The 16735-nt window shown below is 38.0% G+C and carries 20 protein-coding genes; 5 read left to right on the forward strand and 15 right to left on the reverse strand.

The window, feature by feature from the left end:
* Positions 1–17: 17 nt before the first annotated feature.
* From R7E78_RS20575 to R7E78_RS20615, 9 genes are all read right to left on the reverse strand, one after another.
* On the reverse strand, positions 18–527 hold the full coding sequence (locus R7E78_RS20575; RefSeq protein ID WP_213963562.1) for a hypothetical protein: 510 nt from the start codon (positions 525–527) through the stop codon (positions 18–20).
* 50 nt (positions 528–577) lie between these two features.
* Entirely contained in the window at positions 578–778 is a 201-nt protein-coding gene (locus tag R7E78_RS20580) for a hypothetical protein (RefSeq protein WP_193285748.1), read from the reverse strand.
* A gap of 376 nt (positions 779–1154) precedes the next feature.
* Positions 1155–1748 (reverse strand): hypothetical protein, encoded by a 594-nt coding sequence (locus tag R7E78_RS20585; protein WP_318058192.1) that lies wholly within the window; start codon positions 1746–1748, stop codon positions 1155–1157.
* A gap of 222 nt (positions 1749–1970) precedes the next feature.
* Positions 1971–2405 (reverse strand): hypothetical protein, encoded by a 435-nt coding sequence (locus tag R7E78_RS20590; protein WP_318058193.1) that lies wholly within the window; start codon positions 2403–2405, stop codon positions 1971–1973.
* Positions 2406–2494: 89 nt separating this feature from the next.
* Complete coding sequence (locus tag R7E78_RS20595) at positions 2495–4099, reverse strand: hypothetical protein (protein ID WP_318058194.1); 1605 nt, start codon at positions 4097–4099, stop codon at positions 2495–2497.
* A gap of 244 nt (positions 4100–4343) precedes the next feature.
* Positions 4344–4511: a hypothetical protein gene (locus R7E78_RS20600; protein ID WP_193237675.1), complete on the reverse strand. Its 168-nt coding sequence runs from the start codon at positions 4509–4511 to the stop codon at positions 4344–4346.
* Complete coding sequence (locus tag R7E78_RS20605) at positions 4511–4732, reverse strand: hypothetical protein (RefSeq protein ID WP_140101680.1); 222 nt, start codon at positions 4730–4732, stop codon at positions 4511–4513. The genes R7E78_RS20600 and R7E78_RS20605 overlap by 1 nt, the downstream gene beginning before the upstream one ends.
* Before the next feature lie 301 nt (positions 4733–5033).
* On the reverse strand, positions 5034–5651 hold the full coding sequence (locus R7E78_RS20610) for a Bro-N domain-containing protein (RefSeq protein WP_318058195.1): 618 nt from the start codon (positions 5649–5651) through the stop codon (positions 5034–5036).
* Between the two features lie 572 nt (positions 5652–6223).
* Positions 6224–6856 (reverse strand): hypothetical protein, encoded by a 633-nt coding sequence (locus R7E78_RS20615; RefSeq protein ID WP_225472869.1) that lies wholly within the window; start codon positions 6854–6856, stop codon positions 6224–6226.
* Positions 6857–8264: 1408 nt separating this feature from the next.
* Here R7E78_RS20615 and R7E78_RS20620 point away from each other — a divergent pair.
* The 3 genes from R7E78_RS20620 to R7E78_RS20630 are packed head-to-tail and all read left to right on the forward strand — an operon-like array spanning position 8265 to position 9313.
* Complete coding sequence (locus R7E78_RS20620) at positions 8265–8549, forward strand: hypothetical protein (protein WP_154204375.1); 285 nt, start codon at positions 8265–8267, stop codon at positions 8547–8549.
* A gap of 18 nt (positions 8550–8567) precedes the next feature.
* A complete protein-coding gene (locus R7E78_RS20625) occupies positions 8568–8927 on the forward strand; it encodes a hypothetical protein (protein ID WP_140101676.1) in 360 nt (119 codons plus the stop codon).
* A gap of 14 nt (positions 8928–8941) precedes the next feature.
* Positions 8942–9313, forward strand: coding sequence for a hypothetical protein (locus R7E78_RS20630; RefSeq protein ID WP_318058196.1), 372 nt, complete (start codon positions 8942–8944; stop codon positions 9311–9313).
* 86 nt (positions 9314–9399) lie between these two features.
* On the opposite strand, the gene R7E78_RS20635 is transcribed toward R7E78_RS20630, so the two are convergent.
* From R7E78_RS20635 to R7E78_RS20645, 3 genes are all read right to left on the reverse strand, one after another.
* The gene (locus R7E78_RS20635) at positions 9400–9711 is read right to left on the reverse strand and encodes a superinfection immunity protein (RefSeq protein ID WP_153645782.1); all 312 of its coding nucleotides are present in this window, start codon (positions 9709–9711) and stop codon (positions 9400–9402) included.
* Positions 9712–9834: 123 nt separating this feature from the next.
* Positions 9835–10413, reverse strand: coding sequence for a hypothetical protein (locus R7E78_RS20640; RefSeq protein WP_318058197.1), 579 nt, complete (start codon positions 10411–10413; stop codon positions 9835–9837).
* Between the two features lie 457 nt (positions 10414–10870).
* Complete coding sequence (locus R7E78_RS20645; protein WP_318058198.1) at positions 10871–12145, reverse strand: site-specific integrase; 1275 nt, start codon at positions 12143–12145, stop codon at positions 10871–10873.
* A gap of 618 nt (positions 12146–12763) precedes the next feature.
* Here R7E78_RS20645 and R7E78_RS20650 point away from each other — a divergent pair.
* The gene (locus R7E78_RS20650; RefSeq protein ID WP_005377784.1) at positions 12764–12922 is read left to right on the forward strand and encodes a hypothetical protein; all 159 of its coding nucleotides are present in this window, start codon (positions 12764–12766) and stop codon (positions 12920–12922) included.
* Between the two features lie 31 nt (positions 12923–12953).
* Positions 12954–13688: a chromosome segregation ATPase gene (locus R7E78_RS20655; protein ID WP_017820934.1), complete on the forward strand. Its 735-nt coding sequence runs from the start codon at positions 12954–12956 to the stop codon at positions 13686–13688.
* A gap of 90 nt (positions 13689–13778) precedes the next feature.
* Here the strand turns inward: R7E78_RS20655 and R7E78_RS20660 are convergent, their stop codons facing one another.
* The 3 genes from R7E78_RS20660 to R7E78_RS20670 form a co-directional block, all read right to left on the reverse strand.
* Positions 13779–14162 carry a hypothetical protein gene (locus R7E78_RS20660; RefSeq protein WP_005377782.1) on the reverse strand — a complete coding sequence of 128 codons (384 nt, stop codon included), beginning with the start codon at positions 14160–14162 and terminating at the stop codon, positions 13779–13781.
* A gap of 99 nt (positions 14163–14261) precedes the next feature.
* Entirely contained in the window at positions 14262–14627 is a 366-nt protein-coding gene (locus R7E78_RS20665) for a VOC family protein (RefSeq protein WP_318058199.1), read from the reverse strand.
* A gap of 146 nt (positions 14628–14773) precedes the next feature.
* On the reverse strand, positions 14774–16723 hold the full coding sequence (locus R7E78_RS20670) for an LTA synthase family protein (RefSeq protein WP_318058200.1): 1950 nt from the start codon (positions 16721–16723) through the stop codon (positions 14774–14776).
* Between the last annotated feature and the right edge of the window lie 12 nt (positions 16724–16735).

Genomic DNA, 16735 nt, shown 5'->3' on the forward strand with positions numbered 1-16735 from the left:
GATATGCCTTGTTATAGTTATTTGATGTAGGAAATTTTGATATAGCCAAATGTTACGCCATCGTTTACATTAATAATCTTATTATCTGTGATACGTCGATATAATGTAGCGAGTGAAATGTCTAATACATTCTTGTTGATTTCATAGAAAAGCCTCACACTATTAAAATACTCGACCTTTCCCGTCAGACTGTCGTAAATCTTGAATTCATATCCAGAACTTTCTCTAATATTGGCCTTTCTGCTCCGGATAATACAATTAGTCGGGGAATATTCGCCTTTATCGAAGAGTCTACAAACATGTGGATTTTTGATTGTAAAGTAATCACGACCTTTCGATTTTTCAGATAGAATAAAGTCGATGAATTCAATTAAGTCTGTAAAGTTAAAATCAACATCGTGATAGTGTTTATGATGTTCACATTTACTATTACAGCGACCTTTAATGCTGTAAAAATGACTTCTCAATTTAATTAATTGTTGTTTGTTTAACTGTGGGTATAGTTCGATAAGCTCAGTTATCTTCATGTTACTTCCTTTTTATTATTATAGTGTTGCTGCTATTGGTAGGGGATAGATTAGAAATCGATTGATTTTATTTTTCTAGAAGCTTGATACATTTTTAAAGCGGCATCGATAATTTCAAATTGCTCTTCATCTTCATATAGATTTCTAGCTCTCAATCGCATGATATATACATTTTTAATGTTACGACTTCCGGTTATCAATTCATTTAATAGTTCTTCAGGTGAACTATATAAAATCCGTTTTCTAGGCATGGGTTGACCTCCATTGTTAAATTGGATTAGGTTTAAATTAAGTGAGAGTATAAGATTGTTAATTCACTGTGGAAGTGATTAGAAGGTATAGAGTAATTGTAAACTTTTTGACTACAATTAAATGGTGCAAAACCTCAACTTTATATTAGATAGAGGAAAGGAGGAGCCTCATCACTAATAAAATAAGTTGAGTAAAACGCTTGGAGTAACGTTTTTAGCATTGCAACACTAGAGGTAACAAAGGAAAATTTTATCGAAAACATAGGAAGGATGTCGAATAAAACTAGAGAAGTCTTTTAAATCACTCTATACAAGTATTATACCAAAAATATATTTATTTGTATAGTAAATACATTAAAATAATATAGACTATTGCTTATTTTTGTGTTAACTGATCATGAGTTTCTTGAATTAAAATACATAGTTCAGCATGGGGTATCTTAGTATTATAAAACCAATCGTAAACGGTAGGCTGTCTTTTACAGTTTATAACATTCTTCATATGTGGAATTAATCGGTTGACTTCGGTTAAAGTTGTCATGTGTTTATCTACACTTGCGCCAGCGTCGAAGTCTTTGAGCATCTTAATGAACCTTGCACTCAGTGTCTTAACGGGTTTTTGTCTCTTAGGAGGTGATAAAGAACGTTCTAACCAGTTATTTAAATAAGGCATTCGTGCCTTTTCAGGTTTGCTTTTATAAGCGTTGAAACCTACATCTAAAAGAACGGTTTTGCATGTCTGTGAGTGTTTTAGGTAAGCTTGAAACCTTATTTTAGAAACTGATAATCCACCACCCATAGGTATCAATTGAGGGCTTTGCTCGATGACATAATCAGTGTTAGCTAGGACACAAGCTAAATCTTGTTTGTAGATTGGTAGCCATTCATTAACCAGTTTATTAAGCTTTTCCTGTTTCTTTGGCTCTAGTTTTGAAAGAAGCATTTCATACTTTTTGTGTAAGTCTTCCATTTCACACCAACCTTGCATAGTTAAAACGGCGGCGAAATTGCTTCAGCTTTCTAATTCGGTATTTCTTCACGTTTATGATTTCCTTATTGTTATATCTGCCCTATATAACGTGCGAGAACGTGCCTACAAGCGATTAAGCACGTATAGAGGGCGATGTATTAGTTTTATTTAGATGGGTGTTAAGGTGGTGCAGAGAGAGTATTAAGGAGAGTTTTAGCCTTCTTACAGTTCTTCAAGGAAAAACTTATACAATTCTTGCTCTAGTTCTTCAGTGATTTCTTCACAATCTTGGTAGTAATCAATGGTGAACATTTTGTTAATAATATTTGGGTGCATAACAAGAAGTCCTAGAAACTCTTCATTTGATAAAATGTCATATGTGTATGTATTACCATTCTTTTCACAAGGGTATTTGTAATCGTGAAGGTCAATCCATTCACCATCAAAATACTCAACAAGTTCTAGTGTGTCTTCATTAGTGATTGGTAAGCTAGCGATTTGTAAAGGTACGGTTGAAGTTTTAAATACTTTTTCCGCTACAGCTTCAGATTGTGTGATGAATAATGTATTAAGATCTTGTTCTGGTTTTAAAATGTGAAATTCAGTGTTCATAAAATTTTCCTCTTGTGTTGTTTTTGGTACATTTTCAAAGCTCACTAGAGTGCCTACGTTGTGCTCAAAGCATGTATCAGATTTATTTCAGTGTAGTCTATGGTAGCTAGGTAAGTTTTGGTGTTAGCGTTGCGCTAAAAGGGGATGGGTAGATTATCTCTATTGTTTATCATTAATGGGGTTAACTCACGACCTGACTGCCGCCAAACTCCTGCAAGTTGTTCCCAATCAAAGAAGTGTTGAACCGCACCGTTAACAAATAATCGGCGTTCTTGCTCGGTAGTTGTTTCCATCCATAGATCATAATCTTCACGCTCTTCTAGATCTTCCGTTGGTGCTGGTTTACCGTATTTGAAATCAACCTTACAATTCATGTCTGAACCCAATACTTCTCGCCAGCCATAAAACATTGCATCAACTAAGGCTTTCCATGCAGATGAGAAAGTAATGAAACTATCATGTATACAGATGTATGGTAGGCCATGCGCTTTCAGGTAGAGCATTACTTGCTCAGCAATACGACTATCATAATTTTGTAGTAGGGCAGCCGATTTACCATCAAAATACTTTTCTATCTTATGGTTCTTTTTCCGTAGCTGGCGAACAATATCATGACACTCAGTTTCTGTTGGTTGTCTGTGCAGGTCTTTGAAGACTAAAGCCTTATCACCGACAATTTCAGAGGGTAAATAGTTATCCAGTTTAGTGAAAATCTTATCTATTTCATTGAATAAACTCTTACCAGGATTACCACTGTTAAACATCATCATCATTGCGAGTTTATACACAGCACGTTTAGCCTCTTGGGTTCCTTTAATTGGGCTATCACAATCAGGGATCATGTATGGCTTAAACTCTCCGTGCGCTTGCTCTGGCCTAATGCCTTCTAATTCGTAGGCAATGAAAGCATGATTCGATGAATAGTCTCCTTCACATACTGGTAAATCATTAATCGTAATGTCCTTACGCTGTGGCTGTCTCATACTTTGAAATGCATTCACATAACGACCATAGCTATCGAACATCGTTAAACCATTATTCTTTTTCTCATTGGAATACAAAGAGAATTTTCTACCCATTTGTGGATCGACAATTACGCCAAGATGATTTTTAAAAGTGAAATCGAGTAGATGTGTGTTCAGTTCGTTCAATCGTCCCTGTTGAATCTTTTTACCCTTTGCTGGAACTTCTTCTTCCCAAACTTTACTGTGTTTGATAGTTGTACTTACGCTGTTTCTAAGGGTTTTAATCTTGGTATTCGGTGCTTTATCTTCGTTCATCCCATCAAGTAAAGTGAATGCTTTATCACTAAGTTGAAACACGCTTACGTATTGTTTACAGATCCCTTCTTCATTTGTACTGTCGCCAATGTAAAGTGCCCCATATCCTTCATTGACCGCAACCTGAAGCATGTCTATCCATGATTGAAAAGATACATCATCCTTACCTTTGTCTTTGAATAGATGTTTATCTAGGCTAACTTTGAACCCTACGTTATTACGGCTTTTTGCAAGATTAACCATGTAAAGGAAAAGCCTTGCACCATAGGATTTTTTACTGCCTGATAGGGTTTGTAGTTGTTTAATGACACGGTTGTATTGTCTGTGAAACTTAACACCGCCGTTATATTCTATATTGATTTCGGTTTGTTTTAATGAAGAGTAAACGTTGTCAATGAAGTGGGGGGATTGCTCTCTTACTTTAGGGTGAGATTTATTATCGTACTTCGTTCCCTGCATATGTTTCCGTCTCCTCTTGTTGGGATATAGCTTTGTAAACAAGTTGGTTAATGATGTAACTAATAGATTTGTTTTGTTGTTGTGCCATTTCTGCAATTACTTGCTTTGATTGCTCGTTATATATTGTTGCTCTCATTGATATTCTCCGTTGATTTTTAATTTCAGTTTATAGTTAAAATTAACTCAATCCCTTATGTGGCTTGGGCTACAGAGTATCTATAGTGTATATGAGTGGAGGATTAGATTAATAGGATAGGAATGATTCAGGAGTAAGCCATATCATATAATTCCCAGTTACTAAGTAAGCATATTCCTCACCGTCTTTATGTTCCCATTGTCCTTTATAGAATTTACGTTCTAACTCAATAACACGGTCTATAGTTTTCTTTCTCTCATCATCAATTTTATTCATCAAACTTCCTCTTTAATATTACTGTTGAACTCTTGGAGTAATCGAAATAGGCTTAATGCTAAGCCAATATTAAAAGCTTCTTCATGTCTGCCTTTCTTACTACGCTCTGATTTAAGTTTTGAATTAGCTACAGGATTTGTATCACCTTCAATTAAACGCTGTAACTGATATTGTGTCAGCACTGGTAAAGTGTGTAGTGTTAATTCCTTGGGGATATTCATATTAATATTTCCTTGTGTTATTGATTTATAAATTTCAAATAGCAAAAGTCCACCAATCTGTGATTCCTTTGGGTAAAGGCAGATAGTGTAATTCTCTAATGAGAATGATTGGTCAGATTGTTTGGCTATTGGAGGAGGGGAGTTCTCTTGAAAGGCGTATTTCTCAACGCTATACAACCATTTTATTACAAATGAGAATCAATGTCAACAACTAATTTGTGATTTATATCAAGCTTAACGTATTTGGAGTTGACTTTTGTTTATATCTATACTTACCAATCTACCATTTAAAAATAGTTTGTCAAGTGAGGGTGGGTAAGCTATTGATTTCAAAGTAATCGTTAAGAGTAAGTCGGTTCACCTTATTCTGTAAATACTCATGCACTTTCAATGTCATTTCTTCAATCGACATCTCACCAGATTCTACCTTCTCTTCCCCAGCAATATACATTCCATCTTGACGAATCTTAGGTAACACTTCTTCACACACCCAATCTTGAAATTTTTCAGCACTAGGTAATGTAGATTTCATTACAAGGCGATATACATCTGACTCAGGAATCCACGATTGTTTAGCAATAATCTCTCCATGTGAGTAACCACTATCAGTGAGGGACTTGTATGGCGTAACATTACTATCCTGTAGAGATACTGAATTTTTAGCAATATCAAGCTTAGACAGTTTGAGAACCTTAGTACAGTTATGACTTACAGCTTGTTGTTGATTCTCATAACCTAAGATGATAGCAACACTGCTTCCATGAAAATAAGGTACTGTTTTACCTTTATCGTTTTCATGAAGAATTGTCTCAACCTTCATACCATCGTAATCAAAAATCTGCATTTCTTTGTTCATGTATATATATATATTATTAATCTCTCTCACTCTCTCTTCTTCTTCTTCTTCTTCTTCCTCCACTCATATACACTATGTAGTAACCAGAACCCTTTATACATAAGACTTCCGAGTAATTTTAACTAGGAAATCAAATTAAAACTTGATGATATTGCTATACTCAAACATGTTGTTTGGACCCTGTTCAGAAGTACAAGAGTCATCACCATGAAACGATTATTACTAGCTACTCTCTGTCTACTCCCAGTTGTTACCCAAGCAGAAACCATCTGTAAAACCGATGCGATAGGAATAACACGTTGTAAGGACTCCAATGGGGTAGAGACAAGGTACAGGACGGACGCACAAGGCACTGTTAGATCATCGGACGGAACAACGTATAAGGTTGACGCTCATGGAGCTATACGAGGTTCAGACGGCTCAATATATAAGACTGATTCAAACGGAATCATTAGGGATAACAAGGGTAATACGTGGCGAGAAGATGCTCACGGAAACTTGAGGGGGTCGGACGGATCAATCTGTAAGAAAGATCCCCACGGTGCTGTAAGGTGTAAGGAGTAGGGAACATCTAATCGTGATGCCTTGATTTGGTTAGTTTTGAGCTTGGTAATAGTTTCTAGTCAACTTATTATTTAGATGAGTTCAGTGATTTCACCATCAATCACAGCCCATAACTTTCTGGCAAGGTCTGTTGCTTCTGGGGATGGTGCAGTTCTGTCCTTACTTCTTTCAATGCTGACTATGTTAGTCAATTGACGTGCAAATACCTCATTTAAATCTACTTCTGGGTCATTAGAACCTATATTTTTGATAAATGTTCGATACGCTTGTAATTCTTGAGAGTCCATTTGTAGCGTCTCATAGCTTTCTTTTCCATGTTCGAGGTAGATAAATAGTCCACCACAACCACCAGTGATCTGAGGGTGGTAAGTCTTTTTAAAACCATCTCCATAATTAAAGTAAACAGATTCAATATCATAGATAATTGCTTTATCATTTGCAGTGAGTATATAAGGTACAATTTTCTCAATATCCTTAATTACTCGGTTTCTACGAGGAGAAACAGGAATTAAACCGATCACATAATCTATTAACTCATGTTCATCTACATACTCAATTTTACCACTCTTCATAACTAATGAGGGGAGAGAGTTAGACGACATAAGATCATTTTGTTCAAACTCTAGGTGGATATTCTTGGGATTTCTTCGATCAAGGTGTCTACCGTAAAGGAAATGTATGTTGAGATCGTTTGTATAGGACATTTAAACTTCCTTAATTAAATCAGAGAATCAAATACCTTAGCACACTGAATAATCATGTTATCTAGCCTGCTCACAAAGCAGCATCAACATATTTACAGTTCTATTTATAGGTAGTTAAGCAGTACAGTTTATCAATGAAGCTTTATAGAGGTGTGCTAAACAAACCTCTCTATCCATTCTTACCCCACAGATTAAAACTTTTCATAAATGGTAATCAATTTACCAAAAATGCAACATTCGATGCTGAATAATAATTCAATAAATGCATATAGACCATATGTGCAATATAAATGAAAATACTCAGATATTAAGTCGATTTGTGCACTGGATGTGTGAGTGTGGGGGTAATTGGTGTGCAAATGCTTCTATGCGGCTCAGACAAGCGTTTTAGCGGTGAATTGGTGTGATTGTATTAATGTTGGTTAGGATGTGATTAGAGGGAGGGAGATAATGAATAGTGCATTAGTAAATTCTAATTTATCTTTATATACGATGTTGGTGAGGTATCTATACAAAGCTACCTGTTTTTGCAATGCCCCAATATAGTGCAAATAATTTCAAACTTTTCTTGTTCAAAACTCCCAACTTTAAAGATAGAAAACTATCGAAAATACACCATTCAACCTCAATTCATGAATATTAGAACAGCCTAATTTAACATAATGGATCTATCGCGCACTTGAAATGTTATTATTACGGTAGTAAAACGCTCGAATCCCTTACTGTATAAGGCTTGGTGTATGATTGTGGTTTGGTGCGCACATAATAATTTTTGTATTGTTTAATGAAATTATGTTGGTCACACCGTGACAATGTATTGTAGCTGCAACATCGTTGCAAAGGATAGTGTTTAAAGCTTATGTACGCTTCTGAGAGAAGGTTAATTGTGTGAAGAATGCACTTGCATCGAGTTGTCCTAGAGCGGCTGTGTGTGCTTGTACGGACGTACATAGAGTGGGGTGTTTGAATAGAGTGTCTTCTTTATGCAGGTAAAGAGCATAAATATTTCTACATTTCTACGATTTTCAAATCTGGGCGTGTGTGCCGTGCTCAGTGACTCGATCCCTCAATTTTGAACTTCAAAACCTTGCCAGCATTACCTTATCTATCCATTTAGATATTTTGCCATATCTACACCAGAGCCAATATTTTAACTGCTTATGTGTCAAATTTAATTTCATAAATATGCGTATTTTTAAGAATAAATATGTTGTTTATGGTATAATTAGACATATAGAAATATTTCTATCCTTCCCGAACTAGTCCAAATACCCCAATTTTAAGCAGTACACCAAGAACTTTCATAAGATACTGAAATATAAGCAAATTATATTAAATATTGGCGTGTTTGGACAAAAGTAAGCAGCACACCTTTTTACACGATATTTCAACACATCAAGGTATCCCAATGACAGCAAAACAACGCCTTGCAGAATTAATTCAATCAGATTTAAGAACTCTTACGTTCTCATTGATAGGTGATACACCAAGGATCGCAGAGAGTACGGTAATCACAGTCTGGTTATTAGGTTTGAACCTAACACCTAAGCAAGTGGTAGAACTTCAGCCACAGGTACACAACTCATCCCCGACATTAACGACCGTTTATAAAATTTCTAGTCGATTCAAAGACACAGTGAAGTTACTAAAACTCGAAGCTCATGAACTATACACAAAAGCCAACCTCCTATAAAAATAAGGAAACAACACAATGTCAGCCGTAACAGTGAACATCCCAGTTCAACCAAAAAATACAAACCAGCGAATTCTTGACCAGCAACTAGATCAAATCCTAGACCTGATTACGCAGAAAAATAAAAGCTTAGGTGATCTCACGAAAGCATTCCCAAAGCTCACAAAGGTTATCCTCGACGCCGCCACAGGTAAGAACAAGGATATTTCAGGAGTCCAATTGAAAGCGGTTCAAATGGCCTTATCACTGGTTACAGATTTAGAAAAATCTATCAAAGACAGTGAGCAGATTGTCTTAGCTCTTGAAGCTGTCAAAGAAGCAGAGAAGGCAACACCGAAAGCGAGTGATAGTAAATCTTCTCTTCTCCCTAAACTTTAATCGAGAGGTGTACTATGCAAATTCGATTTATTGGTGAGCACATCTCACTGTTATACAGATACTTAACACACCTTGGTTACAGTGAAGAAGAGATCCAAGAGAAAGGGGTATACTGTCCGTTAATCAGCCTTACATCAACAGAGACTTCAGAAGCTTTGTTTGGATTTCTTCTGACTGAGCATGAAACACTGTTTAGCGTTCTAAAAACTGGTGGGTTCAATCATTTGATTTTTGTACTACAGCAATTTGTTGAAAATACAGGCTTACCTTTTTCGCCACCAACACAAGAAGAACTCACACAAGCGTTCAATGATGCTGTGAGGCTCTACAACAAAGAAAAGGTTGTTGGTTGTGAGATTGTAATGGGATTTGGAGTCAGTAATTGAAGTCACACTTGGCATAGTTAAAAAGGAGCAATTATGCTCCTTTTTGCGCTGCAAGTAACGTTGTTACCTGATATTTGAGTGTGTACCTATTGCATTAATTCACTTTTTTTTGAATTGAACTCATCTTCAGAGATAACACCTTTTTCTTTCAGTGAATGTAGCTTTTCAATCTCATCAGCGATACTACCCGATATATTGGTTTTTTTCTCAGGGACTATGAAGCACCAGATTAGGGCGACTAGCCACCCAACACCCCAGAATAATCCGCCTAATACGTTGATAAGGATTATGGGAATTTTGTAAGGGTGATTTTTTCTGATAGAAATAATCGTTGGAAGAAAAGCCAGCGGTAGTAAAACTAAAATAATGAGTAATTGCCAAACGCTAACGCCACCCATATCAACACCTAATTAATAAGTTAAACTGAAGACATGATAACATAAGGTTTCATATCATATCTTGGTTGAGATCCTGTTTTTAATATCATGCAAAAATTTTAGTGAAGTACCTACACATGAGAATCATTGAAGTGTCACCACCCAGTTACCGCCTTTATCCTTAATGTGATAGGCGTAGTTGTGGTTGTTACACCACACGGAAAACCCTCTTGTAAATGACATTTCTACAATCCCCGATACGCTGTTGCATTTGTACCCGTATAAACCAATGATTTTAACAAGTTGATTTATTACTTCAGGGTTTTCTTTGATACCTTCTGGTACTCTAGCTCCTGATTCGAGGAGAGGGTGAGTAAAGGTATTTGCTTGTTCAGCGTTTTTTCTTACCCTACTGTTTTCCAGATTACTTATCCCAATGGTCATAGCGACTAATACTATTGAAACTAATACGAATACTGACCTAGCCTTAGCTTCCTTGGTTGGTTCTTCTTCTTCGGTACTTTCAAGGCTGTTCCGGTCTTCCTGATGTGGAAGCGGTGTAAGCCCATAAGAATCACTTGCTAAATTGCTTTCTTCTTCTGTTTGTTCAGATTCTTGTTGAGGTGGTGAAACATTAACTTCCGTTGGACAACCACAGTTTATACATGCGCTTGCCTTATCGCTGTATTCCTTTCCACACTCTGTACACGTTATCAATGCCATCAACACACCCTAGATCATGTTCATCTAGTTACATATTTTAGTACCTTAACCTTAAAGTAAGATTGCACTAGTTCAAAAAGTGTAGAAATTGCACTTATGATAAAACTCCACAATGCTGTATAAATGTACAGTTATAGTGTATTCTTGCATTACTTTAGATGTTAGGGTGTCAATATGAAACTTACTGAGAGCCATTGTACACGACAGTTAAAATCTGCATTGCTCGTAGAATACCGTTGTGAATGTGGTGAAGGTTTTTATCGTGTATCGCAAGACCACCCGATAACGAGACACAATCAGATCCCCCACCTTTGTACTAGCTGTAATCAGTTAGTTTATTTTGCTGCGCCTTACCCCTTTGTAAGAATCAACAATGAACATGACTTTGTACACTGGCAAACGCTGAGAGGTGCAAACTTGAAAGGTAAATAAGGCGGCCACGTTGCCGCCTGTAGTCCTACTTGAATTCAAAATCTAACCTCTCTATTACTTCCTGTAACAACCTAGGCTTGTAGTCCTTACCGTAACGACCATATGTCATTGTTTCATCTGTATGACCCAACAGGTAAGAAGCTGGACTATATTCAACACCCAACTGTTTGAACTCATTGGCTACAGTGTGTCGGAAAGAGTGGAATGTCTTTTTGTAACGTTCATTCTTGTTTAGAACTTTATCACGCTGAATACTGAACCACTTAGAAGGGTACTTACCGTAACCATCTTCTGGTAAGTATTTGAGAGTAGGGAACACTAGCCCTAAAGGTAAGCTTTTAACGTAGTCGATAAACCCTAACTTAATTAGTTTACTGTGTATCGGGATATTCCTAAATGCAGCTTTGGTTTTGAGCTTTTGATACGGTCTATCTGCATTGATGGAGATACACCAAACTCCATCTATTTGCTTGATGTTGTCGGTATATAATTGACACAACTCATTAATTCTAGCTCCCGTGTACAAACCTAGTAGTGGTATCCAATAGTGCCAAGCTTCTTTGGGGGTCGTTTTGTATGGTTCTATAGTGAATAACTTTTTAATGTCTGAACGTGTGAAAACTTTCCTTTCTTCACTTGCTTTGATTTCTTTACGTACTTGCAACTTAGTAAACGGGTTTTTATCTGATTTTTCATTCAAAACCAACCAGTCAAAGAAACCGCTAACCACCTTCAACGTGTCGTTAATCGTATGAATACCGATAGGTTTATCACCAAAAGCAATAATTTGTTTAATCGGTTTCCCTTTGTAACGTGGGTTGTTGTTGATATTGGGCGGTAGCTGCACAAGTTGGTGTTTAAATGATAAGGCATCATCACGGGTGAATGAGTTAATCCCTTTATCTTTAACAATGCGTAGTAGTAGTTCAAGTCTAGACCGATACCGAGCTAGGGCTTTTGGAGATACCCTATCTACTGTTTTAGCTGTCAGAAATAATTCTATGCATTCTGAGAGTTTCGGCTCTTTCTTCTTTGCTTGCTGCTGAAGCTTAACTTGGGGTCGTTCGGCTATAAATTGATTAGTTACAACAGGAGTCTGTGACAATGTTATGTATTGGAGTTGAAAGAATTCTCTATCGTAATTTGCAGTATGTTTCGTTGCTAGTATTACAGCCTCACGAGGGTTGGTTGTATGAAGAGAAAAACGTACAACTTTAGCATTTTGATAGTGATGTTGAAGGTGGGAGGGGATTCGTCTCTGATAGTAAAAGGTGTTGTTTCGTTTGGTGATATGTCTCATTTAAATGTACCCCAAAATGTGGGTAACATCTAAGAAAGTTAATAATATCAGATAGGTAACTCTAGAAATTTAAATCTCCAGAGGTTCCTCCAACTACAGTCCCCGCTACCTAGGTAGCACCTGAAATAGTTAATTCTTCGGCGAGTTATGCTAATCAAATGTTAAAATTTGATTAATAACCACTCTCCTGCAGTCTTCATCGGAACAATTACTCAATTAAATGAGTAAAGGTTAGTTAATGATGCTGGTCATCATTAACGTGTGAACTCTATCATGTTTTTGGTCCATTTCAACACCCTATGTCAATTTATTTTTAATGAAATAACCTCATCAATTTTCATGAAGGTATGTTTGCCAATCTTTTTGTGCGAGTCACGGCATAAATAAAATTTATTGGGTTAGGGAATGGAACCCAAAAACACTTCAGAACGATAAATGTGTTTCGATTGTTACGACATAAGTTATTCAATTAAGGACACAAAATTGATTAAAATCGGAGCACTTATTTTAAAATCTACGCTAAGTTGACCTTATGGTACGTATAAATGGGTTACAATGAACCTTTGTGAAACAGTCTACGGACCTAGGCAGTTTTTCATGAGTGGACAAGGAGGCGGTATGACCAGATTATTAGCCATTGCGGTGTTGATTGCAGTAGCATTTGTGCTGTTTCGTTATCGAACCAATGAAAAAGTCCAAAAAGCGACCGTTATAACATTAATTGGCGCATTTCTGATTTATACAGCATCAATTATGTTTGCGGAATTGATCCGCTAGCAAAGTAAAAGAGTCCTTGGAGTAGTATACGGTGAGTTCTCAGAACAAAATGGAAGAGCAAGACGACGTAGTTGTCATTGAAGAGCGTGACAAACGTACGCATATCTATATCGCAATCGCTGCGGTGTTAGGCTTGGCATTTGGTGGCCTTGTTGGATCGGTTGTCACTGCGAACAAGTGGGAATCGACTTACCACGTATTAGAAGAAAAGTATCAAGCACTAACGCAAGATAAAACCCAGTTGGCATCTCAAGTAAAAGTGCGTGAAGAGGCGCTCGACCAAGAAATACAAAACCAAGTTAGTGAGTTACTCGCCGCGAAAGATGAAGCTCATCAGAAAGCACTTAAGAAGTTGCAAAAGCAATTGACTGAGGTCGAGAAGGTCAACTTGTCACTAGAGTCTCAATTGAAGCAGCAGGCAGATAAGATCAACACGACGAAGTCAGAAAATGAGAAGTTGAGTCGTCAAGCGGATATGCAAGCGACTATGTTTGAGCGGTCCCGCGAAGTATTCCAGAAAGAGCTAAAAATTTCGCAAGAATTAGAGTCTCTCGAGAAAGAACGGTCAAAATTATTACCTAAGATTGAGAAACTCAAGAAAGAGTGTGACGTATTTTTAGAAGGCAAATCTTGGGACGTGAAGTCGGACGCGTGTGATAAACATGATGAAGCTAATTCACGACTAAGTCAGGTCGATCAAATGATTGAAGTCTATAAAATGGACCTCAAACAAATCAAAGCAATAACGGAAGATATCGGCCTTTAAGTCTTTTGTATCCGATTTTTGAAAAGCAAAAGGAGCTCTTTAAGAGCTCCTTTTTCGTTGTTAGCTATGACTTTTAGCCTGTCGCGTATATTAGATTCGTGAGGCGTCATAGCCTGAGGCGAGCAGGAGTTCTCGTTCGTGTTTAATCAGCTGAGCTCGATCTTCAATTAGTTCATTGAGTGCTTGAGATGGCTTACCTGCTAATGCTTTGAACGAAGCAAAAGATTCCGCGGTGTCGATTTTATCAATCATCTGACTGATGACATTACGAGCCTCACACGGGTTACTCGTCGTTGTAAAGTATTCTACTTGCTTTGCTGCCGATTTCATCTCAGTTAATAGCTCAAGCGGGCTACTTTCTTTGGCTACTGCCATGTAGTTATCCAGCACGCGCTTTGCATAAAGCAGTTCTTTGAGGGGGATATCTCTTCCGCTCTCGATTAGGGATTCGCTAAGGATCATACTTGAGCTCATGGGCATTCCTTCTTATTACTACGCCGCTTTTGATGTTTCCTTGAGTCTAATTTATTGAAGTCACATTGGGAATGGGTAAAAAGCATTTTTAACGCATTTTTATTCATTCATGAAAACGCGAATGCGATGCTTATCTGGATCGATAGCCATAAAATTTAACCCATACACTGATGTCGCTGGTGGTTGAACAAACTCAACACCTAGGTCTTTCCAGCGCTTGTAAATGCGCTCTAACGTATGCCTGTTGGGCACTGATAAAGACAACTCGGTACCACCACCTCGAATGCCGCTGTAGGGTGAAAGATTATCTCTTTGCTTGAGTGTCAACGTTAAGCCTTCGGTCAGTGGAATAGCGGCGAAGGTTGGAGACAACTGCGTGACTTTGCGTTCGAACAGTTTCGAATAAAAAACTTGGCTTATGTGGATGTCCTCAACGTAGAGAACGAATGAATTGATAGTCAGCATGGTTTGTTCCTTAATCAATTAGAAATAGTAGGGGCAATCTAACGGAAAGGAACGACAGGAGTTGTCAGTAGCACATTCTCGAAGGTAAGTGAAAGAATAAGAAAAAGGAGCCGTTTAGCTCCTTTTTATCAGCGGAATCATTGGTGTTAATGAGTGTGTTTGGAAGAATACCAGTTGTTTTGATACGCTTTAGATGCAAATAATGCGTTTGCTTTTGCACGCTCGATAATAGACTCGTCCACCTCTAGCGGCTTCATGGTTTGGTCTTTAAAGTCGTACGCCAGGGTCGATACCTTTTCACCAGGGGAAAGCACAACGAGATTGTCGCGCGTTAAATAACCAAAGTTTTTGTCGTATTGCATCATTGCGCGTTCATCTTCGCGAGCCAGTGGCTTCGTTAAATCACGACCAATCATCGGTGTTTTAGCATCTACCCCAATTAGAGATAACAGTGTAGGCGGCATGTCTATGTTGTTTGCTATGCGGTCATCTTTACGTGGTTGAATGCCTTTACCAAGGATCAATGCTGGAATGTGAAAGTGCTTAACCGGAACAAGGTTAGCGCCAGAAACACGTGCATCATGATCTGCAATTACAATGAAAATGGTATCATCCCAATAAGATGACTTTTTCGCCTTTTCAAAGAAAGTGCCCAAAGCGTAATCGGAATATTTTACGGCGTTGTTACGCGTCATATGTTCTGAATCGTATGGCTCAATTTTGCCTTGCGGATACTCATAAGGGCTATGATTACTTGACGTAAAAACTAAGCTAAAGAAAGGTTTGTCGCTTTTTGAAAGGCGTTCAAACTCTTCGTTTGCTTTGTTATATAGATCTTCATCGCTAACCCCCCAAGAGCCAACAAAGCTTGGGTTGTTATAATCGTCTTCTTCTACTATTTGATCAAAACCGTTACCAAAGAAGAAAGTTTTCATGTTGTCAAAGTTGGCTTCACCGCCGTAAATAAATTGCGTGTGATAGCCTTGAGCTTTTAGTAAGTCCGCGATAGTAAAGAAACCCGTTTGGCTTTTACTCAGCTTCACTACCGCGCGAGACGGAGATGGAGGAAAGCCCGTGGTTACGGCTTCAATTCCACGGACAGAACGAGTACCAGTGGCGTACATTTGTGTGAACTGCCAACCTTCCTTCATGAGTTCATCAAGGTTTGGTGTTAGAGGCAAACCACCCAAAGCACCGACAAATTGGGCGCCTAAGCTTTCTTGTAGCAAAATCACTAAGTTTTTATGTTTACCTTGGTAAGTCGCGGGGTTACTGTTCATGGTTGGGAGTAATGAAGGGGTGAAGTCGGACTTTGTTGATGAAGTGCGAACTAATTCCAACATCTTTTGAGTGTCCATTTTTCCGTAGAACTGCTCCGCGCTCTTTTCTGACTTCATGCTATTAACCGCAAACAACAATGAGTAAGATGAGTTCAGTGCTAAGTCGTTAAGCAGTGGATCGTTAGAAAAGGCGACCATAGCAGGATTTAGCGGGCGGTGACCTAAAGATGAGCGAGCACCTGCAACCCCAAAAAGAACAACGAAAAGTGCCAATAGTGGTCGCCATTTCCAGTTGACCTGCTGCGCCTTATCGGTCAGTTTCTTACTCCACTTCCAACCTAAAGTGATGGTTAAAACTGTACCTAACGCACCAATAAACAGTTCTAATTTGTAGCCAGTCCAGAGCATACTCAAGACTTCTTTTGGGTAGATTAAGTATTCCACAAACAGGCGGTTTGGACGTAGGTCGTATTCCTGAATGAATGGCGCTGTTGCGAGCTCCATGTATACAAGCACCCAAAGCCCTAAAACCATCCATATGCGTAATATTCGCTTCCAACACTCTCCCATCTTACCGGTTAATGGCATGAAGGTTGAAAACAGTGCTGGAAGAATAAATAACCAGCAAAGCGTTGCAATATCTACGCGCAAACCTTGACCTAGGATGTAAATTAAGTCGTTTAGAGAGTCAATACGGTCAATCTGCCAAAAAGCTAGCAAAACTCTTGAGATAGACAGAAATAGAAGTGAAAACAAAGAAAAGGCAGCAATTGGCTGCAAAGGCCCCCACACAGAGCTCTTTGATAAGTTTTTCATATTTATTCGAAT

It is taken from the genome of Vibrio sp. YT-19(2023) (assembly GCF_033337395.1).

What these genes read in the sequence shown, in the direction of transcription:
- R7E78_RS20625 (WP_140101676.1), top strand. Translation starts at nt 8,568, where the DNA reads ATGTCAGCCGTAACAGTGAACATCCCAGTTCAACCAAAAAATACAAAC.
- R7E78_RS20575 (WP_213963562.1), bottom strand. Translation starts at nt 527, where the DNA reads ATGAAGATAACTGAGCTTATCGAACTATACCCACAGTTAAACAAACAA.
- R7E78_RS20650 (WP_005377784.1), top strand. Translation starts at nt 12,764, where the DNA reads ATGACCAGATTATTAGCCATTGCGGTGTTGATTGCAGTAGCATTTGTG.
- R7E78_RS20630 (WP_318058196.1), top strand. Translation starts at nt 8,942, where the DNA reads ATGCAAATTCGATTTATTGGTGAGCACATCTCACTGTTATACAGATAC.
- R7E78_RS20635 (WP_153645782.1), bottom strand. Translation starts at nt 9,711, where the DNA reads ATGGGTGGCGTTAGCGTTTGGCAATTACTCATTATTTTAGTTTTACTA.
- R7E78_RS20605 (WP_140101680.1), bottom strand. Translation starts at nt 4,732, where the DNA reads ATGAATATCCCCAAGGAATTAACACTACACACTTTACCAGTGCTGACA.
- R7E78_RS20665 (WP_318058199.1), bottom strand. Translation starts at nt 14,627, where the DNA reads ATGCTGACTATCAATTCATTCGTTCTCTACGTTGAGGACATCCACATA.
- R7E78_RS20645 (WP_318058198.1), bottom strand. Translation starts at nt 12,145, where the DNA reads ATGAGACATATCACCAAACGAAACAACACCTTTTACTATCAGAGACGA.
- R7E78_RS20595 (WP_318058194.1), bottom strand. Translation starts at nt 4,099, where the DNA reads ATGCAGGGAACGAAGTACGATAATAAATCTCACCCTAAAGTAAGAGAG.
- R7E78_RS20620 (WP_154204375.1), top strand. Translation starts at nt 8,265, where the DNA reads ATGACAGCAAAACAACGCCTTGCAGAATTAATTCAATCAGATTTAAGA.
- R7E78_RS20600 (WP_193237675.1), bottom strand. Translation starts at nt 4,511, where the DNA reads ATGAATAAAATTGATGATGAGAGAAAGAAAACTATAGACCGTGTTATT.
- R7E78_RS20670 (WP_318058200.1), bottom strand. Translation starts at nt 16,723, where the DNA reads ATGAAAAACTTATCAAAGAGCTCTGTGTGGGGGCCTTTGCAGCCAATT.
- R7E78_RS20640 (WP_318058197.1), bottom strand. Translation starts at nt 10,413, where the DNA reads ATGGCATTGATAACGTGTACAGAGTGTGGAAAGGAATACAGCGATAAG.
- R7E78_RS20585 (WP_318058192.1), bottom strand. Translation starts at nt 1,748, where the DNA reads ATGGAAGACTTACACAAAAAGTATGAAATGCTTCTTTCAAAACTAGAG.
- R7E78_RS20660 (WP_005377782.1), bottom strand. Translation starts at nt 14,162, where the DNA reads ATGAGCTCAAGTATGATCCTTAGCGAATCCCTAATCGAGAGCGGAAGA.
- R7E78_RS20615 (WP_225472869.1), bottom strand. Translation starts at nt 6,856, where the DNA reads ATGTCCTATACAAACGATCTCAACATACATTTCCTTTACGGTAGACAC.
- R7E78_RS20580 (WP_193285748.1), bottom strand. Translation starts at nt 778, where the DNA reads ATGCCTAGAAAACGGATTTTATATAGTTCACCTGAAGAACTATTAAAT.